This window comes from Bradyrhizobium sp. UFLA05-112 (genome assembly GCF_053572325.1).
Genome location: NZ_JBANBK010000006.1, coordinates 55262 through 81285, shown reverse-complemented (window position 1 = coordinate 81285; position 26024 = coordinate 55262). Strand labels below are relative to the sequence as shown.

The 26024-nt window shown below is 63.8% G+C and carries 22 protein-coding genes; 16 read left to right on the top strand and 6 right to left on the bottom strand.

Features of this window, described 5'->3' with window-relative positions; genetic code table 11:
* Window positions 1-6: 6 nt before the first annotated feature.
* Genes SO180_RS05360 through SO180_RS05345 form a run of 4 tightly spaced genes read left to right on the top strand, consistent with a single transcriptional unit; the run spans window position 7 to window position 2709 of the window.
* Entirely contained in the window at window positions 7-186 is a 180-nt protein-coding gene (locus SO180_RS05360) for a DUF4089 domain-containing protein (RefSeq protein ID WP_449377773.1), read from the top strand.
* A 7-nt stretch (window positions 187-193) separates the two neighbouring features.
* Window positions 194-1588 carry an AtzE family amidohydrolase gene (locus SO180_RS05355; RefSeq protein ID WP_449377772.1) on the top strand — a complete coding sequence of 465 codons (1395 nt, stop codon included), beginning with the start codon at window positions 194-196 and terminating at the stop codon, window positions 1586-1588.
* A gap of 1 nt (window position 1589) precedes the next feature.
* Window positions 1590-1982 (top strand): oxalurate catabolism protein HpxZ, encoded by a 393-nt coding sequence (gene hpxZ, locus SO180_RS05350; protein WP_449377771.1) that lies wholly within the window; start codon window positions 1590-1592, stop codon window positions 1980-1982.
* 4 nt (window positions 1983-1986) lie between these two features.
* Window positions 1987-2709 (top strand): GntR family transcriptional regulator, encoded by a 723-nt coding sequence (locus SO180_RS05345; RefSeq protein WP_449377770.1) that lies wholly within the window; start codon window positions 1987-1989, stop codon window positions 2707-2709.
* A 99-nt stretch (window positions 2710-2808) separates the two neighbouring features.
* On the opposite strand, the gene atzF is transcribed toward SO180_RS05345, so the two are convergent.
* Window positions 2809-4617 (bottom strand): allophanate hydrolase, encoded by a 1809-nt coding sequence (atzF, locus tag SO180_RS05340; protein ID WP_449377840.1) that lies wholly within the window; start codon window positions 4615-4617, stop codon window positions 2809-2811.
* Window positions 4618-4919: 302 nt separating this feature from the next.
* Between atzF and SO180_RS05335 the strand changes: the two genes are divergently transcribed.
* Window positions 4920-6776, top strand: a complete 1857-nt coding sequence (locus SO180_RS05335; protein WP_449377769.1) for a feruloyl-CoA synthase — start codon at window positions 4920-4922, stop codon at window positions 6774-6776.
* A gap of 238 nt (window positions 6777-7014) precedes the next feature.
* Window positions 7015-8697, top strand: a complete 1683-nt coding sequence (locus SO180_RS05330; RefSeq protein WP_449377768.1) for a tannase/feruloyl esterase family alpha/beta hydrolase — start codon at window positions 7015-7017, stop codon at window positions 8695-8697.
* A 408-nt stretch (window positions 8698-9105) separates the two neighbouring features.
* Here the strand turns inward: SO180_RS05330 and SO180_RS05325 are convergent, their stop codons facing one another.
* A complete protein-coding gene (locus SO180_RS05325) occupies window positions 9106-9600 on the bottom strand; it encodes a MarR family winged helix-turn-helix transcriptional regulator (protein ID WP_449377767.1) in 495 nt (164 codons plus the stop codon).
* A 77-nt stretch (window positions 9601-9677) separates the two neighbouring features.
* On the opposite strand from SO180_RS05325, the gene SO180_RS05320 reads away from it, so the two are divergent.
* The 3 genes from SO180_RS05320 to SO180_RS05310 all read left to right on the top strand — a co-directional run bounded on the left by SO180_RS05320 (window position 9678) and on the right by SO180_RS05310 (window position 12613).
* Window positions 9678-10898: a cytochrome P450 gene (locus SO180_RS05320; protein ID WP_449377766.1), complete on the top strand. Its 1221-nt coding sequence runs from the start codon at window positions 9678-9680 to the stop codon at window positions 10896-10898.
* Between the two features lie 9 nt (window positions 10899-10907).
* Window positions 10908-11231: a 2Fe-2S iron-sulfur cluster-binding protein gene (locus tag SO180_RS05315; RefSeq protein ID WP_449377765.1), complete on the top strand. Its 324-nt coding sequence runs from the start codon at window positions 10908-10910 to the stop codon at window positions 11229-11231.
* 158 nt (window positions 11232-11389) lie between these two features.
* Window positions 11390-12613 (top strand): ABC transporter substrate-binding protein, encoded by a 1224-nt coding sequence (locus tag SO180_RS05310; RefSeq protein ID WP_449377764.1) that lies wholly within the window; start codon window positions 11390-11392, stop codon window positions 12611-12613.
* A gap of 148 nt (window positions 12614-12761) precedes the next feature.
* Here the strand turns inward: SO180_RS05310 and SO180_RS05305 are convergent, their stop codons facing one another.
* A complete protein-coding gene (locus SO180_RS05305; RefSeq protein ID WP_449377763.1) occupies window positions 12762-14027 on the bottom strand; it encodes an NAD(P)/FAD-dependent oxidoreductase in 1266 nt (421 codons plus the stop codon).
* Between the two features lie 301 nt (window positions 14028-14328).
* Between SO180_RS05305 and SO180_RS05300 the strand changes: the two genes are divergently transcribed.
* The 5 genes from SO180_RS05300 to SO180_RS05280 all read left to right on the top strand — a co-directional run bounded on the left by SO180_RS05300 (window position 14329) and on the right by SO180_RS05280 (window position 21164).
* Complete coding sequence (locus SO180_RS05300) at window positions 14329-15501, top strand: ABC transporter substrate-binding protein (RefSeq protein ID WP_449377762.1); 1173 nt, start codon at window positions 14329-14331, stop codon at window positions 15499-15501.
* A 507-nt stretch (window positions 15502-16008) separates the two neighbouring features.
* Window positions 16009-17109: a hypothetical protein gene (locus SO180_RS05295; RefSeq protein ID WP_449377761.1), complete on the top strand. Its 1101-nt coding sequence runs from the start codon at window positions 16009-16011 to the stop codon at window positions 17107-17109.
* A 259-nt stretch (window positions 17110-17368) separates the two neighbouring features.
* The gene (locus SO180_RS05290; RefSeq protein WP_449377760.1) at window positions 17369-17827 is read left to right on the top strand and encodes a hypothetical protein; all 459 of its coding nucleotides are present in this window, start codon (window positions 17369-17371) and stop codon (window positions 17825-17827) included.
* 131 nt (window positions 17828-17958) lie between these two features.
* Window positions 17959-19746: a type I secretion system permease/ATPase gene (locus SO180_RS05285; RefSeq protein ID WP_449377759.1), complete on the top strand. Its 1788-nt coding sequence runs from the start codon at window positions 17959-17961 to the stop codon at window positions 19744-19746.
* Window positions 19743-21164 (top strand): HlyD family type I secretion periplasmic adaptor subunit, encoded by a 1422-nt coding sequence (locus tag SO180_RS05280; protein ID WP_449377758.1) that lies wholly within the window; start codon window positions 19743-19745, stop codon window positions 21162-21164. The genes SO180_RS05285 and SO180_RS05280 overlap by 4 nt, the downstream gene beginning before the upstream one ends.
* Window positions 21165-21181: 17 nt before the next feature.
* Here SO180_RS05280 and SO180_RS05275 read toward each other — a convergent pair whose 3' ends face one another.
* On the bottom strand, window positions 21182-21958 hold the full coding sequence (locus SO180_RS05275; RefSeq protein ID WP_449377757.1) for a LuxR C-terminal-related transcriptional regulator: 777 nt from the start codon (window positions 21956-21958) through the stop codon (window positions 21182-21184).
* 392 nt (window positions 21959-22350) lie between these two features.
* Between SO180_RS05275 and SO180_RS05270 the strand changes: the two genes are divergently transcribed.
* Both SO180_RS05270 and SO180_RS05265 read left to right on the top strand, forming a co-directional pair.
* Window positions 22351-22692, top strand: coding sequence for a hypothetical protein (locus SO180_RS05270; protein WP_449377756.1), 342 nt, complete (start codon window positions 22351-22353; stop codon window positions 22690-22692).
* A 392-nt stretch (window positions 22693-23084) separates the two neighbouring features.
* Window positions 23085-23363: a hypothetical protein gene (locus SO180_RS05265; RefSeq protein ID WP_449377755.1), complete on the top strand. Its 279-nt coding sequence runs from the start codon at window positions 23085-23087 to the stop codon at window positions 23361-23363.
* Window positions 23364-23417: 54 nt separating this feature from the next.
* Here the strand turns inward: SO180_RS05265 and SO180_RS05260 are convergent, their stop codons facing one another.
* Both SO180_RS05260 and SO180_RS05255 read right to left on the bottom strand, forming a co-directional pair.
* Complete coding sequence (locus SO180_RS05260) at window positions 23418-25289, bottom strand: bifunctional sugar phosphate isomerase/epimerase/4-hydroxyphenylpyruvate dioxygenase family protein (protein ID WP_449377754.1); 1872 nt, start codon at window positions 25287-25289, stop codon at window positions 23418-23420.
* Window positions 25286-26023: an ABC transporter ATP-binding protein gene (locus SO180_RS05255; RefSeq protein WP_449377753.1), complete on the bottom strand. Its 738-nt coding sequence runs from the start codon at window positions 26021-26023 to the stop codon at window positions 25286-25288. The genes SO180_RS05260 and SO180_RS05255 overlap by 4 nt, the downstream gene beginning before the upstream one ends.
* Window position 26024: the final 1 nt, after the last annotated feature.

Genomic DNA, 26024 nt, shown 5'->3' with positions numbered 1-26024 from the left:
AGCGTGATGGCCGAGCCGCTGGACGACTATATCGACGCCGTCGCGCAAGCACTGGCGTTGCCGATCGAGGAGGCCTGGAGGCCGGCCATTCGCGCCAACTTGGACGTGTCGCTGCGGCTCGCCCGCCTCGTCGACGAATTCGCGCTGCCGGACGAGACCGAGCCGGCGCCCGTGTTCACCGCCTGATGCTGCCATGACGACAGCTCCTGAAGTGACGGCTGCGGACATCGCCAGGGCGGTGACAGGCGGCAAACTGTCCGCGCTCGCCGCGACTGAAGCAGCGCTCGCCCGCATCAAGCAGCATGACACGATCCTCAATTCCTTCACCGACGTCACTGCCGATCGCGCCCGCGCCAAAGCGCGCGCGATCGATGCCGACATCGCGGCCGGCAGAAAGGTCGGCCCGCTCGCAGGTGTCCCGTTCGCGGTGAAGAACCTGTTCGACGTCGCGGGCCTGCCGACGCGCGCCGGCTCGAAGATCAACCGCGACCGCGCACCCGCCGCGCGCGATGCCACGCTGATCGAGCGGATGGAAGCGGCCGGCGCCGTGCTGGTCGGCGCGCTCAACATGGGCGAGTACGCCTACGACTTCACCGGCGAGAACGTTCATGACGGCCCCTCGCGCAATCCGCACGACACGACGCGGATGAGCGGCGGTTCCTCCGGTGGCTCCGGCAGCGCCGTCGGCGGCGCGCTGGTGCCGATCGCGCTGGGCTCGGACACCAACGGCTCGATCCGCGTGCCGTCGTCCTTCTGCGGCATCTTTGGCCTGAAGCCGACCTATGGCCGGCTATCGCGGGCGCGCTCCTTCCCGTTCGTTGCGAGCCTCGATCATCTCGGCCCGTTCGCGCGCTCGGTCACCGATCTTGCGCTCGCCTATGACGCGATGCAGGGGCCGGATGCCGACGATGCCGCTTGCACCATGCGGCCGGTCCAGCCGGTGATGCCGCTGTTGTCCGAACCGACCTCCGGCCTGCGCATCGCGATCGCCGGCGGCTATTTCCAGAAGAACGTATTTCCTGAAGCTGTCGAGGCGGTCAGCCGCGTGGCCAAGGCGCTCGGCGCGACGCAAGTGATCGACATTCCCGAGGCCGCGCGGGCCCGCGCGGCCGCCTATGTCATCACCACGACCGAGGGGGCATCGCTGCATCTCGATCGCTTGCGCAGGCGTCCGAACGATTTCGATCCCGCGGTCCGCGACCGGCTGATCGCGGGCGCCATGGTGCCTGCGACGCTGGTCGACCGCGCGCAAAAATTCCGCCGCTGGTATCGCGCGCAACTCGCCGAGATCTTCAAATCGGTCGACGTGCTGCTCGCGCCGGCGACACCCTGCACGGCGCCAAAGCTCGGGCAGGTGACGTTCAAGCTCGATGGCGTCGAGTTGCCCGTGCGCGCCAATATCGGGGTCCACACCCAGCCGATCTCCTTCATCGGCCTGCCCGTGGTTGCCGTGCCGGTGCCGCTCGAGCCGTTGCCGATCGGCGTGCAGATCATCGCCGCGCCCTGGCGCGAGGACATTGCGCTGCGCGTCGCGCACGCGTTGGAACGGATGGGCGTTGTATCTGCGCCGTCGCCGAGAGGGATTTGAGATGGAGATCGATCTCCCCGACGTGATCGTGGAAGTCACAGCGGCGTTCGAACGCTACGAGAAAGCGCTGGTCACCAACGACGTCGCCGTGCTCGGCGAGCTGTTCCGCGATGACCCGCGCACGCTGCGCTATGGCATCGGCGAGAACCTTTACGGCTATGAGGCAATCTCCGGCTTTCGCGCCGCGCGCTCGCCGGTCGGGTTGAACCGCCGTACCGCGAAAACCGTGATCACCAGCTACGGCCGCGATACGGCGGTCGCCTCAACGCTGTTCTATCGCGACACCATGCCGGGCCGGGTCGGCCGGCAGATGCAGACCTGGGTCCGCTTCCCCGAGGGCTGGCGCGTCGTCGCCGCCCATGTCAGCATCATCGACGAGCCGAAAGAGACCTGATCGCATGACGCTTGACGACCTTCCGCCCGGAGCCCCGCCGCCTGAGACGATGGTGCCGCGCGTTGACCGGCCGCTGCCTTCGGTGGAGAAGGTCACGCGCGCCGAGGAGCTGCGGCTTCAGCTCGCGGACGAGATCGTGCGCGGCACGTTGCCGCCAGGTGCGCCGCTGGATGAGACCGATATCGCGCGACGCTTCAACGTCTCGCGCACGCCGGTGCGCGAAGCGCTGCGTCAGCTCGTGGCAAGTGGCCTCGTCGAGGCGCGCGCCCATCGCGGCGCGGTGGTGGCGCAGCCCTCGATCGAGCGGCTGACGAGCATGTTCGAGGCGATGGCGGAGCTGGAAGCCTTGTGCGCCGGACTTGCGGCCGAGCGGATGTCGGCGGGCGAGCGCCATGGTCTGGAAGCCATTCACGAGGAGCTGCGGGTGCTGAGCTATACCGGCAATCCGGAACGATTCCACGAGGTCAACGAGCGCTTCCACAATGCGATCTATGCCGGCTCGCAGAACGGCTACATCGCCGAAATCACGCTCGCCACTCGCGTGCGCGTGCAGCCGTTCCGCCGCGCCCAGTTCCGCAATCTCGGCCGTCTCGCAAAGTCGCAGGCCGAGCACGATCGCGTCGTCGTCGCCATCATGCGCGGCGACAAGCAAGGCGCCGCCGCCGCCATGCGCGCGCATATCGAGCTGGTGCGCGGGGAGTATGAGATCTACGCGGTGTCGGTGTGATGTCGTAGGGTGGGCAAAGGCGCGCAGCGCCGTGCCCACCACTTTTCTCGCGGTACCAATGGTGGGCACGCTTCGCTTTGCCCACCCTACGAGAGATAGCTACACTGTCGCCACTTCCGCCATATACGCGCGCCAGCCGCCGTAGTTCGTGATGTCGCGCGCTGCGCCCAGCGCCTCCGGCTCCACGATGAAGCCTTTCACGCTGCGGCCGTCGGCGAGCCTGATGCTGCCGACCGACAGCGGCGGCGGGATCGCGTTGACGAACTTGCCGAAGGCCGGCGCCGACAAGGACCAGATCTCCAGCTCGATCGCGGCCCCCTTGCCGGCTTCGACGCGCAGCATTCCGGGCTTTGGTGGCGTCGTGTCGAGTGCGTAGAGTTTGTAGTCCGGCGCCGTCTTCGTTACTTCGATCAGTCGAGCATTCAGCGCCCTCAACTCGCCGTTCAGCGTCATGCCGGACAGATGCGCGCCGACCACGGCAATCGGAATCTCGTCGGCGCTGTTGGCCGGCAGCGGAGCGAGCGGTGCTTGCGCAATGCCCTTCGCGCCGATGCTGAGCTTTGTGTCGGCGTGGAACACGCGGCCAATGCTCGCAAGGAATCCATCGCGACCAGCAGGTGCGAGCAGCGTGATGCCGAACGGCGCGCCATCGGGTCGCATCGATGCCGGTAGCGCCAGGCCGCAGAGATCGAGCAGGTTGACGAAATTGGTGTAGGTGCCGAGCCGGCTATTGAGCTCGATCGGATTGGCGAGCACCTGCGCGGTCGAATAAACGGTCGGCGCCGTCGGCAGCACGAGCGCGTCCAGATGCGCGAAGGCGCGCTCAGCGATCTTGCGCAGCCCTTGCAGGCGGTAGAGCGCGGAGAAGGTCTCGGCCGCGGTGAGCCGCGCACCGGCGGCGGTGATCTCGCGCGTCACCGGATGGATCGCATCTGGCGCGGAGGCGAGGAGATTGCGGATCACGAGATAACGCTCGGCGACCCAAGGTCCCTCATAGAGCAGCCGCGCGGTCTCGTAGAACGGCTCGAGGTCGAACTCGACGAGAACGGCGCCGAGCGCCGTCCAGCGCTTCAAGGCCTCGCCATAGGCAGCCTCCGATTTCTTGTCGCCGAAGAAGATCAGTTGCCCGTTGCGCGGTATGCCCAGACGAACGTTGGCCGGGAACGGCGTGATGGCGCCGAGCGGCCGGTCGCGCGAGAACGGATCGGCCTGGTCCGGCCCCGCCATCACGGAGAGCGCGAGCGCGGCATCGTCCACCGTCAAGGCGAAGACCGAAATGCAGTCGAGCGTGCGGCATGCGGGCACGAGGCCTGCGGTCGAGATCATGCCGAGGCTCGGCTTCAGCCCGACGATATTGTTGAGCATCGCCGGCACGCGGCCACTTCCTGCGGTGTCGGTGCCGAGCGAGAGCGGCACGAGGCCGGCGCCGACGGCCGTTGCCGACCCCGAGCTCGACCCGCCGGGAATGAGATCCTCGCGGATCGGATTTTTAGGAATGCCGTAAGGCGAGCGCACGCCGACGAGGCCGGTTGCGAACTGATCGAGATTGGTCTTGCCGATGATGATGGCGCCGGCAGCGCGCAGGCGCTCGACGGCGGTGGAGTCATGTGTCGGCGTGTAGGAGAAAGCCGGGCAGGCGGCGGTGGTCGGAAAGCCCAGCGCGTCGATATTGTCCTTCACCGCGACCGGCACGCCGTAGAGCGGCAGGCCTGCCGCATCCTTTCGCGCTGCGAGCTTCTCGGCTTCCGCAATCGCGTCCTTCTCGTCGCGCAGGCTGATGAAGACGGCATCATCGCCACAGTTGCGGATGCGCTGATAGCTGCGTGCGATCGTCTGCGCCGGCGTCATCGCGCCCGCGCGATGCGCGGCTAGAATCGCGGCGACCGTCTCTGGCTGGTCAGCCCCCATGGCAATAAAAAACTCCGGCAACGAATCCTCATCAGGCGTGAAGCAAACGATGTGCCATTGTGTACACAATCCGGGCAGGTCGCCTGATCCGGATATTACCGAAAGATCATGCAGTTACGAGAATAAGCGCCCGCCGGCAGTGGTGCGTGGGTAACGCCCGGGTGCGTGCATCTGCTCAAGTTTTGAGCAGATCGCTGGTCTCCCCGTTTGCCTTGCCGATCCTCTCCTCGACATGGCACTGGTGCTGCCCAACATTATCGCCAAAGCGGCCCGCACGAGGCCGCTGGCCAGGAGGACGACCCATGACCATGGCCGCCGCACGCGATGAGGCTTCCAGCCTGTTCGCAACGCCCAAGACGGTCGCCGAGCATCGCGCCGACGGCAGCATCGTGCTGCGCTCGCCCGAGCCCTTGCGTGAGGCCGCGCGCTGCATCGGGGACTGGCTGGAGCAATGGGCGCGGCAAACGCCGGACAAAGTCTTTCTCGCGGAGCGGGGCAAGCCCGATGCGCCCTGGACCACCGTCACCTACGCGCAGGCGCTGCGGCAGGTGCGCTCGCTGGCATCCTGGATCCTCGCGGAAGGCCTGAGCACCGAGCGTCCGCTCGTCATCCTCTCCGACAACAGCGTCGATCATGCGCTGCTTGCGCTGGCTGCCCAGCATGTCGGCGTGCCCTCGGCCGCGATATCGCCGGCCTATTCGCTGATGTCCAAAGACTTCGACAAGCTCAAGAGCATGATCGGCCTGCTTCAGCCCGGCGCGGTCTATGTCAGCGACACAAAGCCGTTTGCTGCGGCGCTCGCGGCGATCAGGCCGTTGCATCAGGCGGAGATCGTCAGCGGCAATCCCGACGACACTGAGGCGTTGTCCTTCCGCGCCCTCGCCGCGACGCCGGAAACTGCCGACGTCGCCAAAGCTTTCGCCGCACTGACGCCGGACACGATCGCAAAATTCCTGTTCACCTCGGGCTCGACGGGCACGCCCAAGGCGGTGATCAACACCCAGCGCATGCTGACCTCGAGCCAGCAGGCCAAGGCGCAGACCTGGACCTTTCTCGCGCAAGGCGGCGACCTCGTGATCCTGGACTGGTTGCCCTGGAGCCATACGTTCGGCGCCAACCACAATTTCAATCTCGTGCTGCGCAATGGCGGCTCGCTCTATATCGACGGCGGCAAGCCGGCGCCTGGCTTGTTCGCGACGTCGCTTGCCAATCTGAAAAGCGTGATGCCGACGGTCTATTTCAACGTGCCGCGCGGTTTCGACATGCTGATCTCGGCGCTGCGCAGCGACGAGGAATTGCGGCGGCGTTTCTTCGGCGAGGTCAAATTCGCCTTCTACGCCGGCGCGGCGCTGCCACAGAATCTCTGGGATGCACTCGAGGAGCTCTCGATCGCGACCGTCGGTCGCGCGCTGGCCATGGTGTCGGCCTGGGGCTCGACTGAAACCTCGCCGCTCGCGACCGATTGCCACTTCCTCGCCGAACGCTCCGGCAATATCGGCGTCCCGATCCCGGGCACCGAGCTCAAACTCGTCACCTCCGGTGACAAGCTGGAGGTGCGCGTGCGCGGGCCGAATGTCACGCCAGGGTATTGGAAAGCCCCGGACCTGACAAAGCAGGCCTTCGACGAGGAGGGGTTTTACCTCATCGGCGATGCCGTGAAATTCGCCGATAGCGCCCGCCCCGAGCGCGGCCTGTTCTTCGATGGCCGTGTCGCCGAGGACTTCAAGCTCAACTCCGGTACCTGGGTCAGCGTCGGCACCTTGCGCGTCGCGGGCATTACCGCGCTCGCGCCCCTGGCGCAAGACATCGTCGTCACCGGCCACGGCGGCGATGAGGTGCGCTTCCTGGTATTTCCCAACATTCCGGTCTGCCGTGCGCATGCGGGGCTTTCGGATACAGCCGCCGTGAGCGAGGTGCTCGGCCACGACAAGGTGAGGAGCGCGATCGCGCAGGGGCTCGCGAAGTTGAAGGCGCAAGGCGCAAATTCCTCCGGCCACGCCACGCGTGCGCTGCTGCTGGCCGAGCCGCCGTCGGTCGACGGCGGCGAGATCACCGACAAGGGCTATATCAACCAGCGCGCCGTGCTGATGCGCCGCGCCGAGGCCATGGCGCGGCTGGACGACGATGCGTCGGCCGAATGGATCGGCTGCGCCAGGTAAACTGAACATCTCGGCACAATCCCGTGCCCCGGACGCGGCGCAGCACCAAACGCGCGTCCACGCGCGTCTTCGACCCGCTATGGTGATGCGCTACAGAGCCGGTGCCCTGTCTTTGAAGACCGCACCTTGGGTCTCTGCTCTGCGTCGCATCGCCAAGGGCGCTGCGCCGCGTCCGCGACTTGTCAAAATATAGATCGTGTGTAATAGTTATCAAATATAATCAAATAGGGAGGCCGCCGTGAGGTCTGGCTTGATTTCGGCAGCCGCGCTGGCTGCCCTTCTTGGATCCACCGCGCTCGCTCGCGCCGAGGGCGAGGGTTGCTCGCCGGTCACCACGGCGTCGCTGTCCGTCGCCGGCGTCGAGATCGTCAGCTCCAAGCTTCAGGAGGCCGGCAACGGCCTGCCCAAGCATTGCATCGTGACCGGCCTTGCCAACCAACGCACCGGCGCGGACGGAAAGTCCTATGCCATCCAGTTCGAGCTGCGGTTGCCGGCCGAGTGGAACGGCCGCTTCCTGCACCAGGTCAATGGTGGCAACGACGGTGTCGTCGTTCCCGCACTCGGCGACAAGCCGGATGGCTGGGCCTCCGGCGGCACGGTGCCGCTCGCGCGCGGTTTTGCGGTGCTGTCGTCGGACAGCGGACATTCCGGCTCCGATCCCGCCAATAAATCGCTCGGGCTCGCCGCAGGTGCGGCCTTCGGGCTCGATCCGCAGGCGCGGCGCGACTACGGCTATGCCGCCGACATCACGCTCTCGCCGGTTGCGAAGAAGATGATCGCGCTGCATTACGGCCGCCAGCCGGATCGTTCCTACATGGCGGGCTGCTCGAACGGCGGACGTCATGCGATGGTGGCAGCCTCGCGCATGCCGGAAAATTATGACGGCTTCCTCGTCGGTAATCCCGGCTTCGATCTGCCGCGCGCTGCGGTCCAGCACGCCTGGGACGTGCAGGCTTTCCTGAAGGCCGATCCGGATCTGCGCAAGTCGATCACCAAGGAGGATGCGCAAGCAATCGCCTCGCGCATCACCGAGGCCTGCGACGCGCTCGATGGCGCCAAGGATGGCCTCACGGCCAATCTCGCCGCGTGCCAGAAGGCGTTGGATCTCAAGACTCTCGTTTGCGCACCGGGCCAGACCAATGCCTGCCTGTCGGAAGCCAAGGTCGACGCGCTGAAGACCAGCCTCGCCGGGCCGAAGAATTCGAAGGGCGAAGCGCTCTATTCGGACTGGCCGCTCGACGGTGGCATCGGCACCGGCAATTGGCGCGCCTGGAAGATCGAGAGCCCCGTCGCGCCCTGGAACAATTTTCCGATTATCGCGACCATGGGCGCCGCGTCGCTGAACTACATCTTCTCGACGCCGCCCGTTGCTGTGGAAGGAAGTAGCGACAAGCTCATCGACGCGCTGAAGGCCTATGACTTCGACAAGGACGCACCAAAGATTTTTGCCAAGGAGGGCACCTTCACGGAATCGGCGATGGACTTCATGACGCCGCCCGACGTCGACGATCCCAAGCTCGCTGGCCTGCAAAAGGCAGGGCGCAAGATGCTGATCTATCACGGCCAGGCCGATCCGGTGTTCTCGGTCAACGACACCATCCGCTGGTACGATCGGCTGAGCAGGAACGCGCAGGGCAACGCGAATAATTTTGCGCGCCTCTTCACCATGCCCGGTGGTACGCATTGTGGCGGCGGCGTCACGCTCGACAAGTTCGATGCGTTGACCGCACTGACCGACTGGGTCGAGCAGGGCAAGGCGCCGGAGTGGATCGTCGCCTCGATCAACCCCGCGAACAAGGAAGTTCCGGCGACGTGGAGCGCGAACCGCACCCGGCCGCTCTGTCCATATCCGTCCTATGCGGCCTACTCCGGCACGGGCAACATCGAGGATGCCGCGAACTTTGTCTGCAAGGCGCCGTAACTGAGAGACGAAGTGCGATCTCGTGCCCCGGACGCGGCGCAACACCAAAAGCGCGTTCACGCGCGTCTTCGACGCGCTATGGTGGTGCACCGTTGAGCCGGGGCCCATGCTGCCTGGTCCCGGCTCTGCGTCGTACGGGACGATGCTTTGCATCGCCCGGAATGCCGTGCCGCGTCCGGGACACGGAACATCGGACATCTTCACTAGGCCAACGCTCCTGTCTCAAAATGCACTTTGAAATTTTTGTTGCTTAAGCAACTAATTTATGCGAGTCCTTCGCAAGCAGGATGATGGCGGAGAAACCGCTGCGCTCAAATGGGAGGATTCATGTTCGGCAGGAATGCTGCCGCCGGCAATCGCCGGCGCATGCCAGGTGAACGCGACACGCCGCGCGCGCGGGGCGCGCCCTCACGTGTCGCCGGTGACCGCGCCGAGATTCTCGTGCAGCCGGCGCAGCAGATCGATCAGCACCTCCTGCTCGTTCTTGGACAGGCACGAGAGCAGCCGCCGCTCGCGCGCGAAGGCGGCGACGATCACCTTGTCATGGGTGGCGCGGCCTTTTGCGGTGAGCGAGATCGAGTGCGTCCTCCCGTCATTGGGATCGCTGCGGATCGCCACCAGCCCGCGCTTGTCCAGGCTGGCCAATGTCCGGCTCACCGGCCCCTTGTCGAAGCCGATGACGTGGCAGATGCGCGAGGCCGGAATGCCCGGCTCGATCGCCAGCAGCGACATGATCCGCCATTCCGTGACGTTGACGCCGAACTCGCGCTGATAGAATGCGGTGGCGCTGTTCGAGAGCTTGTTGGCGATGAAGGTGATGAAGGCCGGAACGTAACGCTCGAGGTCGAGCGTCGGCCCCGCTTCAGCGGGCGTCTTATGGCTTCGGGTCGAGGGCGCGGTCATCTCGGGGCTCGGTTCATGCGCGACAGAAATAAGGACATGCGCGTGCGCTCCACAAGCGCAAAATTGGGAGGATGTAAATGAGTGCAGCCAGCTCCGCTTCGACCGGCGGCCCGCCCGCCATCCCGCATCTCGTTGTCGATCCCTTCGCGATCGGGTTCTTCGCCGATCCCTTCCCCACCCATGACGTGCTGCGCGACGCCGGTCCCGTGGTCTATCTCGACAAATGGAACGTCTACGGCGTCGCGCGCTATGCCGAGGTCCATGCGGTGTTGAACGATCCCACGACCTTCTGCTCCAGCCGCGGCGTGGGCCTCAGCGACTTCAAGAAGGAGAAGCCGTGGCGGCCGCCGAGCCTGATCCTGGAAGCCGATCCGCCCGCGCATACGCGCACCCGCACCGTGCTCTCGCGCGTGCTGTCGCCGACGGTGATGAAGCAGGTGCGCGACCGTTTTGCTGCGGCGGCCGAGGAGCGGGTCGATGTGCTGCTGGAGAAGCGCAGTTTCGATGCCATCGCCGAGCTCGCCGAAGCCTATCCGCTCTCGATCTTCCCCGATGCGCTGGGCTTGAGGCCGGAGGGCCGTGAGCATCTCATCCCCTATGCGAGCCTGGTGTTCAACGCCTTCGGTCCACCGAACCAGCTGCGCCAAGAGGCAATCGAGCGGTCGGCGCCACATCAGGCCTATATCGCCGAGCAATGCCAGCGTGAGAACCTCGCGCCAGGCGGGTTTGGCGCCTGCATCCACGCCCGCGTCGACGAGGGCGAGATCACCGCGACCGAGGCGCCGCTCCTGGTGCGCTCGCTGCTGTCGGCGGGGCTCGATACCACCGTCAACGGCATCGGCGCCGCGGTCTATTGCCTCGCACGCTTTCCCGATCAATGGCAGCGCCTGCGCGATGATCCGACGCTGGCGCGCAATGCCTTCGAGGAGGCCGTGCGCTTCGAAAGCCCGGTCCAGACCTTCTTCCGAACGACCACGCGCGAGGTCGAACTCGGCGGCACCAGGATCGGCGAGGGCGAGAAGGTTTTGATGTTCCTTGGTGCTGCCAATCGCGATCCGCGGCGCTGGGATAAGCCCGATACCTACGACATCACCCGCCGCACCTCCGGCCATGTCGGTTTCGGCTCCGGCATTCACATGTGCGTTGGCCAGCTCGTCGCACGCCTCGAGGGCGAGGTGATGTTGTCGGCGCTGGCGCGACGAATCGCGAAGATAGAGATCACGGGCGAGCCGAAGCGCCGGTTCAACAACACGCTGCGCGGGCTCGACAGCCTCCCAGTCACCGTCACTCCGGCCTGAGGATCCTTGATGCCTGCGATCACCTTCATTCACTCCGGCGGCAAGAGCGAACGTATTGACGTCAGCGATGACGAGAGCGCCATGCAGGCCGCGACCCGCCACGGCCTCGACGGCATTCTGGCCGAGTGCGGCGGCAACGCAATGTGTGCGACCTGCCATGTCTATGTCGACGATGGCTGGCTCGCGCGCTTGCCGGCGATGGCTGATGACGAGGACGCTCTGCTCGACGGCGCCGCCGCCGAGCGTACGGCCAACAGCAGATTGTCCTGTCAGATCAAGATCACGCCCGAGCTCGACGGGCTCGTGCTGCGCCTGCCGGAGCGGCAGATCTGAAGCGGCAAGTCTGAAGCGGCAGATCTCAAGCGGCAGATCTCAAGCGGCAGGTCTCAAGCGGCAGGTCTGAAGCGAGTCTGAAGCGGTAGGTCTGGCGTTCGGATCGCCGCCGGCAACGACCGGTGCCGCGAAGCGAAAAGCCAACAGGAGAGGGAACGATGAAGAACTTGAAGTGGACGCGTGCACTTACGCTTGCACTTGCGGCAAGCCTGATGGCCGGAACAGCCAGCGCCGAAATATCCGACAACGTCGTGCGCATCGGCGTGCTCAACGACATCTCCGGCATTTTCCAGGACACCAACGGCATGGGCTCCGTCGAGGCTGCGCGCATGGCGGCCGAAGATTTCAACGGTGGAGGCAAGAACATCAAGGTCGAGATCGTCTATGCCGACCACCAGAACAAGGCCGACGTCGGCGCGGCCATCGCGCGCAAATGGCTCGACGTCGAGGGTGTCGATGCGATCGTCGACGTGCCGAATTCGGCGGTCGGTCTCTCCATCAACACGCTGCTGCGCGACAGCCGCATGACGTTTCTCGCATCGTCCACCGCAAGCGCCGACCTCACCGGCAAGGCCTGCTCGCCCAATACCATCCAATGGGTCAACGACACCTGGGCGACCGGCAACACCACCGCGGCGGCAATGATCTCGCACGGCGGCAAGGAGTGGTACTTCCTCACGGTGGACTACGCGCTCGGCAAGGGTATCGAGGCGGAGGCGCAGAAATATATCGAGGCGCATGGCGGCAAGGTAATCGGTTCCTCGAAACATCCGCTCGGCACGGCCGATTTCGCCTCCTTCCTGTTGCAGGCACAGAGCTCGAAGGCGCAGGTGATCGGGCTCGCCAATGCCGGCGGAGACACCATCAACGCGGTGAAGCAGGCCGCCGAGTTTGGCATCCAGCAGAACGGGCAGAAGCTCGTCGCCTTCCTGCTCTTCATCAACGATGTCCACGGCATGGGCCTGAAGGTCGCACAAGGCCTCCAGCTCATGGAAGCCTTTTACTGGGACATGAACGACGATACCCGCGCCTTCGCAAAACGCTTCGCGGCGCGGCCCGGCATGAACGGCAAGATGCCGAGCGGCAACCAGGCCGGCGTCTATGCGTCAACGCTCGCTTATCTCAATGCGGTCGCCGCCACCGGCAGCGACAACGCAAAGGACGTCGTGCCGGAGATGAAGAAACTCAGCGGCAGGGACAAGCTGTTCGGCGACACCGCGATCCGTCAGGATGGCCGCGTCGTGCACCCGATGTATCTGTTCGAGGTGAAGAAGCCGGAGGAGTCGAAATACCCGTACGATTATTACAAGCTGGTCTCGACGATTCCCGCAGACCAGGCGTTTCGGCCATTGGCGGAGGGTGGGTGCGCGCTGGTGAAGTAAGTGTGGCCGCAAGCGCTGCTGCACCCGCTTTGCGAAGCAAAGCCGGGTGAGCTATCCGCGCACGCAACTCGTGCAGTTGAGTGTGCGGAAACAACCCCTCATCCGGCGCTTCGCGCCACCTTCTCCAAGGGGAGAAGGGAAGAGCCGTCTACCCCACCACCTTGCTGCTGCCCTGCGTGATCAGGCGCGCGGCGCGCTGGTCGCGGACGTAGATCCAGAGCCAGGTGAGCGCGACCGCAAGGCGATGGCGCAGGCCGATCAGGAAGTAGATGTGGGCGATACCCCAGATCCACCACGCGATCGCGCCGCGCAGCTTCACCCGACCGAAATCGATCACCGCGAGGCGCTTGCCGATCTGCGCGAGGCTGCCGGCATGCTTGTAGCGGAACGGGCCGAGCTTCTCGCCGCGCAGCCGTGCCTTGATGAGATCAGCAACGTAGCGTCCCTGCTGCTTGGCCGCCGGCGCGATACCGGGCACCGGCTTGCCGTCCCACGCGGGAATGGTGACGGTGTCGCCGATGGCAAAGACATCTGGATGGCCGGGCACGGTCAGATCTTCCGCAACCTCGACGCGGCCGGCGCGGTCGGCCGGCGCATTCAGCCATTCGGCGGCGGGAGAGGCGCGCACGCCGGCCGCCCAGATCCGGGTCTTCGCATTGAGCCGCTGCCCGCCATAGACCACGCCATCGCGGTCAACCTCGGTGACGGGCTGGCCAAGGACGACCTCGACGCCGATCTTCTCCAGCGAGGCCTGCGCATAGGCCGAGAGATCGTCGGCAAAGCCGGCGAGCACGCGCGGTCCAGCCTCGATCAGCACGACGCGCGCCTTGCGCGTGTCGATGTTGCGAAAATCGCCCGGCAGCGTGTGGTGCGCCATCTCGGCGATGGTGCCGGCGAGCTCGACGCCGGTCGGACCAGCGCCGATGATGACGAAGGTGAGGCGCGCGGCGCGGCGCTCCGGATCGGTCTCGCGTTCGGCGCGCTCGAATGCGAGCAGGATGTGACGACGCAGCGTGGTCGCATCCTCCAGCGTCTTCAGGCCGGGCGCCCACTGCTCCCATTCGTCGTGGCCGAAATAGGCGTGGCGGACGCCGGTCGCGAGCACCAGCGTGTCATAGGGAACTTCGCTGCCGTCATCGAGCAGCACGGCGCGCCGCTCGGCATCAACGCCGCTCACGGTCGCAAACAGCGTCGTCACTTCGCGCCGCGCCCGCATGAGGTGGCGGACCGGCCAGGCGATATCGCTGGTCGCAAGCGAAGCGGTCGCGACCTGGTAGAGCAGCGGCTGAAACAGATGATGGTTGCGGCGGTCGATCAGCGTGATCTCGACGCCCGCGCCACTGAGCCGGTGGGTCGTCTCCAGCCCGCCGAAGCCGGCTCCGACGATGACGACGCGGTGGGGTTTCGCAGTCATGAAAGCTGCCCTCGATTCGTTGGGTGTGCGTCACTCATTAAAGAGCGAAGATCGGGTCGCGGTCCAATAGCCGTCATCAATTGAGGAATAGCGACAGCGTATCGACGGGACCGCGAAAAAGCGCCGCAGCCCTCGCCAAAGTGAGTAGAACTATAGTTCTTGCCATCGGGGATGGGGGCGAATTATGGTGCAGGCGGGCGCTGAGCCATTGACGGCTTTCACGATTTTGCGTCCTAACAGAACGATCCGGAAGCGGGCCATCCGTCAGTCCGGGGCAATGAGAACGAGGAGGGGACTGGGTATGAGGACGGCATTCTGGCTGGCGGGTGCGGCTGCGCTCGCGCTGGCAAGCCCGGCATCGGCCGGCGACACCATCAAGATCGGCTTCGTCTCCACCTTCAGCGGCCCGACCGCGGTGATCGGCAACGACATGCGCAACTCCTTCGAGCTCGCGCTCGACCATCTCGGCCGCAAGATGGACGGCAAGCCGGTCGAGGTGATCTACGAGGACGACCAGCAGAAGCCCGACGTCGGCAAGCAGAAGACCGAAAAGCTCGTGCAGTCCGACAAGGTCGATTTCATCGTCGGCTACATCTGGTCCAACGTGCTGCTCGCCTCGCTCAAGACGGCGGTGGATTCGAAGACCTTCCTGATCTCGGCCAATGCCGGCCCGTCGCAGCTCGCCGGCGAATTGTGCTCGCCTTACGTCTTCTCGACCTCCTGGCAGAACGACCAGACCCCGCAGGCGATGGGCCAGTACATGAACCAGAAGGGCGTCAAGAGCGTCTTCCTGATCGGGCCGAACTACGCCGCGGGCAAGGACATGCTCGCGGGCGTCAAGAGCACCTTCAAGGGCGAGATCAAGGGCGAGGAATATACGGTGTGGCCGAGCCAGCTCGATTTCTCCGCCGAGCTCTCCAAGGCGCGCGCCTCGGGCGCCGAGTCGATCTTCGTGTTCTATCCAGGTGCCGCCGGCGTGCAGTTCCTCAATCAATATGTGCAGGCGGGCCTGAAGACCCAGATCCCGCTCTATACGGCGTTTACCGTCGACGAGCTTTCGCTGCCGCTCCAGAAGGACAATGCGCTGGGCGTCCCCGGTGCGCAGGAATGGGTCAACGACCTCCCGAACGACGAGAACAAACGCTTCGTCGCCGACTACCGCAAGAAGTACGCCAGCCTGCGCCCGACCTACTACGGCGCGCAGGCCTATGACGCGGCCCAGCTCATCAACAGCGCGGTCGTGGCGGTGAAGGGCGACACCAGCAAGAAGGACGCGATGAAGGCCGAAATGGAAAAGGCCAACTTCAAGTCGCTGCGCGGCCCCTACAAGTACGGCAACAACCACATCCCGATCCAGAACTTCTATCTCCAGGATGTCGTGAAGGACGCCGACGGCCAGCTCGCGCTGAAGACGGTCGCCACCATCGTCAAGGACGACCAGGACCGCTTCCACGACAAGTGCCCGATGAAGTGAGCTCGCGCCTTTCCCTCTCTCCGTTCTTACGGGGGCGCGACGAGCTTCGCCCGCGCCCCCTCGCCGGCAATTCCCACGGTGTGTGAATTGCGACTTCTCGCCGCAAGCTGTGAGGAGTTACATCTAACGGCATGCTCGCAGAGACTCAGTGCTCCCGCGACGGCTGTCCGCTCCCAAATGGGTGTAGCCGATCTGACGTCCTCATTCGAATCGCTGCACTCGAATTGACGACTCGGCTTTTGACCTCCCCAGGCTGACACTCCTTGACGTGGGAGAGGTCCGTCCGGTTGCGACGAGGGAGGCGACATGAATTTCCGGTACCCGTCGGACGCGATCGTACCGCTTCATCGCGACCACCATCCCGTTGACGATGATGGCTATGACAGGTTCGCTTCCACATCGAGGGACTCTGCGCCTTCCTCCATGCCGATGTCCGGAGACGACGGAGCCGGCGCCCATAGCCGGCTGTGGGTCGCTGGCCAGGAGGCGCATTCTCCCACCGGGATCATGAGCCGGCACGATGCTGTGTCTTTCGAGCCCGATAGTGGCCACCACGCCACTCCATCCGCTGGACTCGGATCTGGATCGGGCAACCCATCGCTCGGCTGGGGCTCAATCCAAAGCGGAGGCAGCACAGCCGGTAATGGCGGAGATGGCTATTCTTATGGAGGCATCGTTCATGCCTCGATTCTGATCTATGAGCCGATCAACATTTCGGTGTCCGTCGGATACGGCTCCGTTGCCCTGGCCGAGCAAACCAACGACGTGAATGTCGATCAATCCGCCTTTCAGATGGCGGGTGTCGGGGGAGATGGCGGTAACGGCAATTTCGCGTCGGGAGGCAGCGGCAGTGGTGTCGGCAACGGCGGCGCCGGCTATTTCTCCGGCGCTTTGGTCGACGCTCCCATCGTGATCTACCATCCGGTCAATGTTGCGGTGGCTGGCCCAGGCGGCACAGCGTACGCAAGCCAGTCAAATGCGGTGGACATCAATCAGTCGGCCGTTCAGATCGCAGGTGTTGGCGGGAGCGGCGGAAACGGCAACGTCGCCGGCAGCGTCATCACGCTCGATCCTGCCTGGGGATCGAGCAACCAGGCCGGCAATGGCGGAGACGGTTCTTTTCATGGAGAGCTCGTTCATACGTCCTTCGTGCTGTATGACCCGATCAACATTGCGGTCGCGGGTTACAACTCCAGCGCTTACGCGATCCAGACCAATAGCGTGTATGTGGACCAGTCCGCCCTTCAGATAGCCGGCATCGGCGGGTATGGGGGCAACGGAAACGTTGCGATGGGTGGCGGCTTTCTCTCTCAGAGCCTGTGGGGCGGCTCCGATGCGATTGCGACCGGGGCCAACGGCGCCGGCAATGGCGGGAGCGGGCATTCCTCGGGGAACCTGATCGATGTCAGCGTCGCGATCTATGCTCCCATCAATATCGCGATCGCCGGCCCGCATTCGACGGCAGTGGCGGATCAGACCAACGATGTGCACATCGACCAGAGCGCGGTCCAGATCGCCGGAGTGGGCGGCGATGGAGGCCATGGCAATCTCGCACTGGGTGGCGATCTCTCCACGCATCTTCTGTCAGATCTGCACTTGATGGCGTAGCGAAACTTGCGTCGCTCGTCCGATTGCAACGCGGCTGGCCGTCGACCCGCCGCGTATGCAAGCACTCGGGCACACCCTGATGCCTGCGACGTCAAGATGTCATCACGGGGGTCATACTTTCGTGCGTAGGCCCATCAAACCGGATGGTGTCCGATTTGACATCTATCGTCGCCGAGCATGCGAGGATCAGAGTTGCGGAGCGTGTCCATCTGATCGGGATGGATGATGCGTGTAAATCAACAAACGCAGGGAGGCTCAAATGATGCCCAAAGCGGTCCACATTTCGGATTCAATCGGATTCAAATCGATCGACACCGGCGGTCAAAGCGTCGGAAACGGCGGTGATGGCACCTTCAAGGGAGCCATCATCAACAAGCCGACGCTCACCTTCGACCCGACCAACAAGGCGGAAGGTGCCGACGTCCACGTCAACACCGGCGATCACGTCAAGCAAACGGCAGACTGGGACGCCGGCGGCGCGAACGGGACCGCCTCATGGTTTGCAAAGGCCCATGGCGGAACCGCCACGTCGAACGGAAGCCAGAGCTCGGAAAGTGGCTACGATACCTCCAAGGTCTACGCGAATACGGATGCCACCCAGATCAACAAGCTCTGGGTAGACCAGCACCAGGACGTGGCGGCCGGTATCGGCGGTGACGGTGGAAGCCTCAATTCCGCACAAGGTGGAGACGTGCACTTCCACTTCGACGTGCTTTGACCAGCAGCTCGTCGCGTGACGGGGACCGGCGGCGCGTGCCGCCGGCCCCCGATTTGCAGCCAATGCTTCGTCGTCATGCCCGAGCGGAAGGCAGGCGTGAGGCCAAACCAAATCTCCGGCGGTTACGAAAAATGCTGATGCCGCCCCTCCGAAAACCGCTTCTGCCACCGGCCCGGACTTCGCTGGAAGCGGCACTTCGGGCCTGCATGGCCCCGCTTGGCCTCGTGTTCGCTTATAGCTGCAGCTACAATCTGCTGCTATTTGCGCCCTCAATCTACCTGCTTCAGATCTACGATCGGGTGTTGTCGAGCCGGAGCGGCGACACGCTTCTGATGCTCACCCTCATCGTTGCGCTCACAGTCGTAGTCGGTGGAGTGCTCGACGCATTGCGCCGCGTTCTATTGGGCCGCCTTGGCGCGTGGGTTGAAGACAGGCTTCGTCCTTCGGTGCTTTCGGCGTGCCTCGAAACCGCCTTTCGAGGCGATTGGGCCCAGTCGCCGGACACATATCGGGATCTCACGGTTCTTCGCCAGTTCGTCGAATCCAGCGCATGCCCGCTGCTGTTCGATGCGCTTTGGACACCCCTCTTTCTCTGTGTCCTTTTTCTCGTTCATCCGTTGCTTGGGGTGGTCGGGGCCTGCAGCGTGGTTCTGCTGTTCGGCCTCACGCTTGCAGGCGATCTCCTCATGGACGATGCTACGGTCAAGTCCGGCGCCGCATTGTCTAGGAGCTACGGCCGGCTCGCAGCTGCAATCGGCAATATTCACTTGATCCGTGCAATGGGAATGGCGGATGGCACAGCGCGCCTGATATACAACGACGCACAAGAAGCGCGCAGGGAGCACGATGTTGCGCTCTCGCGGCACGCGCTCATCATGTTTGCGACAAAGCCGTTACGTGCGCTGTCGCAGGTCGTGATCATGGGAGCGGCAGCGTGGCTCGTGCTCGACTACGGCAAGAGCCCGGCGATCATTTTCGTGGCGACACTGATGTCTGGCCGTGCCATCGCGCCGGTCGAAGGTGCGATTGCAAGCTGGAAATCATTCGCGGCGGCGATGAAAGCCTATCGGCGACTCGATGCCGTGCTCGCCGCAACCCCGGCGGCGAGGGCGAACACAGAATTCCCGTCCCGGCAGCCGCTGACCGGTCTCGTCGTCGACAACGTCAGCCTGAGGTTGTCCGGGTCCAACCACTTCCCGTTGAAAGGCATCTCGTTCAGTCTCGCGCCCGGCGAATGCCTTGGCATCATCGGTCCGTCCGGCTCGGGCAAGTCGCTGCTTGGCCAAGTCATCGCCGGTCTCACGATTCCAACGCACGGCCGCGTTCTGCTCGACAATGCCGACGTATCGCTGCTCCGCGAGGGGCGAGGCGGTCGCCACCTCGGATACCTCCCTCAAGACATCAATCTCCTTGGCGAAACGATAAACGAGATCATCGCGCGTCTTGACGATGCCGATCCACGCGAGATCGTCGAGACCGCCAAGCTCGTCGGCATCCATGACGCGATCATGCGACTGCCGCAAGCTTACCAGACCGTGGTTCCCAGCGGGAGCGTGGCCTTCTCTCGCGGATATCGCCAGCGTCTCGGTCTTGCTCGGGCCTTTTTCCGCAACCCGCGCCTCGTCGTTCTCGACGAGCCGAACGCCAGCCTCGACTACGCCGGGGAGCGGATGCTGCTGGACGCCATCGAGCAACTGAAGATCGCCAATGTCATGGTGGTCGTTGTGACTCACCGAATGGGTATTCTCGGAGCCACGGACAAGATCGCCATCATGGAAGGCGGCGCGGTCGTCGCGTTCGGCGAAAGCGAGGACATCTTCGAACGGCATCTGAGCAGGCCCCAGGTGATATCGCAAGTCGCGCCAACCGAGAGCGCGCCCGCAACCGCCAAGGTGCCGGGACAACCGGTTCGCCCATGATCTGGAAACCAAAAACGCGCGTTCCGCCGAGCACCCCACCCGCCGGGCGGCGGGTTGGAATCGGCATCACCGCAATCGACGATTACGAGCCCCTTGAGTTTCCGTGGTGCACGGCTCCGACACCGATCTCGCCACGCTCGCGGCTCCGCGGCGTCACGCTCGCAGGCAATCTGCTCGTGCTCTGCTTCATGCTGGGGCTGGGTACGTGGTCGAGCCTGGCACCGCTGGAAAGCGCGGCGATCGCTTCCGGCGTCGTGGAATCGGAATCGAGCCGCAAGACGATCCAGCATCTGGAAGGCGGCATCATCGGGAAGATCCTGGTTTCAGATGGTGACGTCGTGCGCAGCGGTCAGGTACTGATCGCGCTGGACGACACCAGGGCTCGTGCCGAAGTACAAAGCCTTCAGGGCCAACTGTGGGATGCAATGGCACGCGAAGCCCGGCTTGAAACCGAGCAGCGGGGATATGAGAAGCTCTCGTTTTCGGAGACGCTGGAGCAGGCCGCCAACGCGAATCTGGCCGCTGCCACCATTCTGTCGACGCAGCAGACCGTCTTTTTGTCGCGGCGGAAGGTGTTTCAATCGCAGGTGACGGTCCTTCGAGAGAGGCGAGGGCAGGTCGAGAAGGAAATCGAGGGCCTCAAGGCCCAGGAGGCTGCCGTCGCGCAGCGAATCGACATTGCCCGGGAAGAACTCGACATGGTCGCCACCCTCGTCAGCAAGGGCCTCGAGCGGCGACCGCGCCTTTTGAACCTTCAACGGGAAGTGGCTGACATTGAGGGGCGTCGGGGCGAGATCGCGGCACAGATCTCACGTGCCGGGCAAGTGATCGGTGAATCGCAGGCAAACCTCATCAAGCTCGAGAGCGACAGGCAAAACGAGATCGCACAAGCGTTGCGTGAAGCACAGAACCAGATTTTCCAGTTGCGCGAGCGGCTGCCGGCGGCCCAGGATCAGTTGTCGCGAACAGAGATCAAGGCGCCCGAGGACGGCGTAGTAACCGACCTCCGGGTTCATACGCCGGGAGGCGTGATCGGAGCGGGTGCTCCACTGTTGGATCTGGTGCCCCGGCAGGATCGTCTGATTGTCACCGCGCGCCTGAGGCCCGAGGACATCGATGTGGTTCATCCGGGCCTGAATGCGGAAGTGCATCTCCTGCCGTACAATCAGCGTCGTGTGCCGCGGCTGAAGGGGACAGTGACGCATGTGTCGGCCGACCGGCTCCTCGACAAGCGCACCGACCAGCCATACTACGCGACGAGGATTCGCGTCGACGACGCACAGATCGCCGCAAACGATATCCAGATCACCCCGGGAATGCCGGTTCAGGTTTTCATCACGACAGGGCGCAGCACCGTTGCGCTTTACACCCTAAGGCCCCTGCTTGACAGTTTCCATGGTGCGTTCCGCGAGGATTGAGTGCCGCGGGGTGGCACCTAGGCTTCGGGAATCGAAGACGCGTTCGCCTCGGTGTCGCGGCCATGAGCCGACAATCGACCGCTCCAGCGGAGAACCGCTTCGGTGCGGTTGCGGGCGGCGCATTTTCGCATGATGTGCTGAATATGCATTTTGACGGTGTTTTCGGAAAGGTTCAGCTTGGCGGCAATCAGCTTGTTGGGCAGACCAAGCTCAAGCTCCGTCAGCACCTGCTGCTCGCGAGGTGTGAAATCGGTCGTATTCCTGTCGGTCGTGCTCCTGTCGCCATTCGAGTACGTTGATGCAAGCGCGCGCGGATATGGCTGGTCGAGGCCGGGTGCCTTGCTCAACTCGATGACCGGCAGAGGCCTGTAAACCCCGCCGGCCAGAACAAGGCGCAGACCGGCAACGGCGACTTCGATGGGAAGGGAGGTGGGGAAGAAGCCTCGCACACCCCGCTGCAGCGCGGCGAGTGCGGTGGCCTCGTCATCGCGATTGGAGATGAGGGCGATGGAGGCGTTCAGGCAGCACTCCGCGATCACGGCAAGATCGTCCTCGACGGTGCGATCGTCCGGTGGCTTGTCCCCAATGCTCAGCACGACCAGACGAACGTCCTGTGTGGGCACACAATCCAGTCCGTGGGTGGTCGCCATGTCGACAATCTCTAGCGACGCCAGTTCGCGCCTGAGAATGCTCAGGATGCTGGTGCGCGTGAGCGTAAGCGGCTCGATGAGCGCCAGGACAGGCAATTGCAGGGATTCTTTGAGCCGTTCAGCAGAATGAACCTGATCGTGCATAATGTCCTCGAATGTAAAGTACTCTGTAAGCTCACCTCACCAATTCCGCGACCGCAACGCATTGCGCATCGGTAAGCCGATGCTTCAATCCCATCTTGCGGCCCGGCCTACGCATTCTTGAGCCGGGGCAACTGTCAGTTCAGTTGCCAGGAAACTCTTTCCACGCAATTCATCGCACGGCCGCGCCTGATGTCGCGATCGCGCTCCGGTCTTCGGTCGCGCGCAAACCATCGCGACCTTTTCGATTTCACCTCACGCTTGAGTCACAGATGTTGCGATAAGCGATCGCCGCCGCCGAGCTTGCCGGTCCGTCGACGACGTAAGCATCGTTCTCCTTCACGAGATAGAGAAAGGGTCTCTCTCCAGTCTCCTCGCCTGACGCATTCGTCCCTTTGACGCGCCCGCAAATGGTGTCCACGGAACGCCCCAACGTATTCTTCCTGATGGCCCGCTTCATATCGCTGAATTCGGCAGAGTTCGGATTCTCCATCTTTGCTGCGATCGAAACTTTTGCCTTGTTCAGTACGGACTCAGACGCTTCCGCGGTCGAATTGGATGGCGAGACGTGGATCCGTGTCGTCGGAGGCGCTGCCCTGGCCACATTGATGTTGCCGCGCTTCTTCTCGGATGGTTTCTCCAGCGCTCTCTTGTCCGATCTTGCCGCGGTCGCAGGACTTGCTTTTGCAATCAAGGGATCCGGCCCGAGGGCAGCAGGCCTCGCCGCCGCCGGCTGAGCCATTGCGACTCGGTCAAAACAGGGTTGCGCGCCGCAGCCCAGGAAGTAACCCTGGGAGGGGGCAAAGAAGCCAAAGCCGATCAAAATTCCGGCCAGCACGCCAATGAAAAGCAGTCCCATCCGATTCGCCTCCTCGGGGGCGGGGCTCGGTTCGCATTTTATGACTAAGACGTACTTTCGCGCTGGTGACCCATTAGTTGCGCAAAAGCATTAAGCCCCCATTAAGCGTTTCTCTGATCAGAGGTTGTGAACCACCTAAGGTACTACGCAAAGATTGAGCCAATCGGCGGCCCGCGAGACCTTGCGCTGGTCCGATTTCAGACTCAAATCCGCCGGCGAATCAGTGAATTCCTTCGAACACGGCTTGGGGGTGTGTTCCGGGGATTTACCATGAGTAACGAATATTTGCCGCCCAGCGAGAAACAGGAAGTCATTTCAACTGCGGACAATACCGCGTCCAGTGATGCGTTCGGACTCTTGTCGCCACAGCTTCTGGAAGAGTTCGACGACGATGAATCGCCGTCAGATGAAGTTCTGCGGCTCCTCGAGGAGAATGCACGGCTTCGTGCGCTCGCGGTTGAACTCTCGAACTTGCTCGGAAACTTGCCCAATCGAGATTGGGATGCCGCGCTCATGCCTGCTGGAGATCGTCGAAAGCCCGGTGCGTAGTCGGAGCTTGGTTGCTTTCGCCATCAGATGCAGCACCAAACGTGCTGCATCCACTCAGATCCGCGGCATGCTCGCGGGGCGCACCTCGCGCGCCTGCGCTGCGAGGCGGATGGCGGCATTCGCTGCGCCGAAGCCCTGGTAGTTGCGCCGTTCGACGATCTCGAAGAAGAAACGCTCGTCGAAAATGTGGGTGTAGACCTGGAAGAACTCGCCGTCGCCCTCGCGGTCGTAGAGGATCTGGTTTTCGCGAAGCTGCGCCATCACCTCGGGCGCGAGATCGTATTTGGCTTCGATGTCGTCGTAGTAATTGTCGGGGATTTCCAGAAACTCCGCGCCACGCTTGCGCATGGCGGCAACCGTCGCAAAGATATTCTGGCAGGAGAAGGCGATGTGCTGCACGCCGGAGCCAAAGAACTCCGAGATGAAGCGCGCCGGTAGTGTGCGGTTGGCCGAGGAGCCGTTGAGCACGAAGCGCAGGCTCTGGTCGCCATTGATGATCGCCTGGCTCTGCACGAGGCCGCGGGGGTCCGCGATCTCCATCTGTGGCAGCCGGGTCAGATCGAGGATGCCGGTGTAGAACAAGAGCCAGGACAGCATCTCGTCATACGGCATCGACTGCGCGATGTGGTCGACGGCGAGAAGCTGATCGGCGCCGGCATTGCTCGCGACCGCCTCGAAATCGGTGTCCCAGTTCTTGCCGGCCTGGTCGAGAAAATATAGGAGGCTGCCGCCGACGCCGTGGATCGCCGGAATCTCCAGCTCGCCGGGACCAACCGGAGAATAAAAGGTGCGTGCCTTCAGGGCTTCCGCGCGCGCCATGGCGCGGCCGGAATCGTCGACGTCGAGCGCGATGGCGCAGACGCCGGGACCGTGCGTGACGTAGTGCGAATGCGCAAAGCCGTCGGTCTCGCAGTTGATCACGAGCTCGACCTTGCCTTGCGTCCAGCGCTCCACCGCCTTGCTGCGGTGCTTGCCGGTCTTGCGGAAGCCGAGCTGCGAGAACAGGCCGGCAAGCTCCGCCGCCTTGGTCTCGTTGACGGCGAACTCGACGAAGCCGGTGCCGCGGGTCTTCGCCTTCGGTGCGAGTTGCTTGTCGGCGAGCTTCGGCCATTTCGCCGCGAGCCGGTCCTGCAACAGGATCAGCGAGCGGAGGCCGTCGGTTGCCGTCTGCGCAGCGGAGCCGGCGCGGAACTGGTCGTTGAAGATCTCCAGCGACAGCGGGCCTGTGTAACCGGTCGCCGCGATCGCCTCCATGAATTCGCCGACCGGCAGGTCGCCCTGGCCGGGGAAGGAACGGAAGTGGCGGCTCCAGGAGAGGATGTCGAGCTCGAGCCTCGGCGCATCGGCAAGCTGCACCAGAAAGATCTTGTCGCCGGGGATCGAGGCCATCGCGCGTGTCGGGAAGCTCGGCGCCAGCGCGTGAAAGCTGTCGAGAATGACGCCGATCGCGGGATGGTCGGCACGGCGCACGATCTCCCAGGCATCGCGGTAGTCGTTGACGTGACGGCCCCAGGCCAGCGCCTCGTAGCCGACGCGTAGAGAACGCTTTGCCGCGCGATCGCCGAGCTCGCGGAAATCGTCCGCGGCGCGGTCGATGCCACCAAGCGAAGCCGGCGAGACATTGCTACAGATCAGAAGGAGATCGGTGCCGAGCTCCTGCATCAAATCGAACTTGCGCTCGGCGCGGGCAAAGTTGCGCGCGCGCTGCGGCTCCGGCATGCCCTCGAAGTCGCGGAACGGCTGGAAGGCGCAGATCTCGAGATTGAGGTCCTTGCAGAGGCGCGCCACCTCGCGCGGGCTCGCGCCGAACGACAACAGGTCGTTCTCGAAAATCTCGACGGCATCGAAGCCGGCCGATGCGATGGCGCGGAGCTTTTCGTCCAGCGTGCCTGAGAGGGAGACCGTTGCGATCGAGCGCTTGTTCATACTGCTGTCTCCTCCATGGCGCCGCCGAGGAACAATTGTCCGATGCGCGGATCGTTCAGAATTTTCTGTGCCTTGTCGACCATGCGGGTCTGCCCGAGCTCGAGCACGATGCCGAAATCGGAGATCTCCAGCGCCGAGCGGGCGTTCTGCTCGATCATCAGGATCGTCACGCCGCGATCGCGCAGGGATTTTAGGATATCGAAGGTTTGCTGCACCATCAGCGGCGACAGGCCAATCGAGGGTTCGTCGATCAGCACGAGCTTTGGCTCCAGCAGGAGCGAGCGCGCGATCTCGAGCTGCTTTTGTTCGCCGCCCGACAGCGTGGAAGCCTGCTGCGCCGACTTGCGCCGTAGCGCCGGGAACAGATCGAGCGCGGCCTCGATGCGCGTGTGTAGATCGACGTCCTTTGCGGCCGCGACGCCGCCGAGCTCGATATTGTGGCGCACCGACAGCTCGGGAAAAATGTTGCGGCCCTGCGGCACGTAGCAGATGCCGGCATTGAGCAGCGTACGCTGGCTCAAGTTCGTGACGTCGCGATTCGCGAAGCTGATCTTGCCCTCGCGCAGCTTCAAGAGGCCGAAGATCGCCTTGAACACGGTGGATTTGCCGGCGCCGTTGGGGCCGATGATCGTGGTGATGGTGGCCGGCGGCACAGAAAACGTCGTGCCGTTCAGGATCGTCATCTTGCCGTAGCCGCCGACGAGATTGTGAACCGAGAGGATCGGATCGCTCATG

Coding starts and splice junctions, on each gene's coding strand:
- SO180_RS05285 (WP_449377759.1), top strand. CDS start 17,959: ATGCTGATGCCGCCCCTCCGAAAACCGCTTCTGCCACCGGCCCGGACT.
- SO180_RS05355 (WP_449377772.1), top strand. CDS start 194: ATGACGACAGCTCCTGAAGTGACGGCTGCGGACATCGCCAGGGCGGTG.
- SO180_RS05310 (WP_449377764.1), top strand. CDS start 11,390: ATGAAGAACTTGAAGTGGACGCGTGCACTTACGCTTGCACTTGCGGCA.
- SO180_RS05295 (WP_449377761.1), top strand. CDS start 16,009: ATGAGCCGGCACGATGCTGTGTCTTTCGAGCCCGATAGTGGCCACCAC.
- SO180_RS05305 (WP_449377763.1), bottom strand. CDS start 14,027: ATGACTGCGAAACCCCACCGCGTCGTCATCGTCGGAGCCGGCTTCGGC.
- SO180_RS05255 (WP_449377753.1), bottom strand. CDS start 26,023: ATGAGCGATCCGATCCTCTCGGTTCACAATCTCGTCGGCGGCTACGGC.
- SO180_RS05335 (WP_449377769.1), top strand. CDS start 4,920: ATGACCATGGCCGCCGCACGCGATGAGGCTTCCAGCCTGTTCGCAACG.
- SO180_RS05325 (WP_449377767.1), bottom strand. CDS start 9,600: ATGACCGCGCCCTCGACCCGAAGCCATAAGACGCCCGCTGAAGCGGGG.
- SO180_RS05275 (WP_449377757.1), bottom strand. CDS start 21,958: ATGCACGATCAGGTTCATTCTGCTGAACGGCTCAAAGAATCCCTGCAA.
- SO180_RS05360 (WP_449377773.1), top strand. CDS start 7: ATGGCCGAGCCGCTGGACGACTATATCGACGCCGTCGCGCAAGCACTG.
- SO180_RS05260 (WP_449377754.1), bottom strand. CDS start 25,289: ATGAACAAGCGCTCGATCGCAACGGTCTCCCTCTCAGGCACGCTGGAC.
- SO180_RS05300 (WP_449377762.1), top strand. CDS start 14,329: ATGAGGACGGCATTCTGGCTGGCGGGTGCGGCTGCGCTCGCGCTGGCA.
- SO180_RS05290 (WP_449377760.1), top strand. CDS start 17,369: ATGATGCCCAAAGCGGTCCACATTTCGGATTCAATCGGATTCAAATCG.
- hpxZ (WP_449377771.1), top strand. CDS start 1,590: ATGGAGATCGATCTCCCCGACGTGATCGTGGAAGTCACAGCGGCGTTC.
- atzF (WP_449377840.1), bottom strand. CDS start 4,617: ATGGGGGCTGACCAGCCAGAGACGGTCGCCGCGATTCTAGCCGCGCAT.
- SO180_RS05345 (WP_449377770.1), top strand. CDS start 1,987: ATGACGCTTGACGACCTTCCGCCCGGAGCCCCGCCGCCTGAGACGATG.
- SO180_RS05265 (WP_449377755.1), top strand. CDS start 23,085: ATGAGTAACGAATATTTGCCGCCCAGCGAGAAACAGGAAGTCATTTCA.
- SO180_RS05315 (WP_449377765.1), top strand. CDS start 10,908: ATGCCTGCGATCACCTTCATTCACTCCGGCGGCAAGAGCGAACGTATT.
- SO180_RS05280 (WP_449377758.1), top strand. CDS start 19,743: ATGATCTGGAAACCAAAAACGCGCGTTCCGCCGAGCACCCCACCCGCC.
- SO180_RS05320 (WP_449377766.1), top strand. CDS start 9,678: ATGAGTGCAGCCAGCTCCGCTTCGACCGGCGGCCCGCCCGCCATCCCG.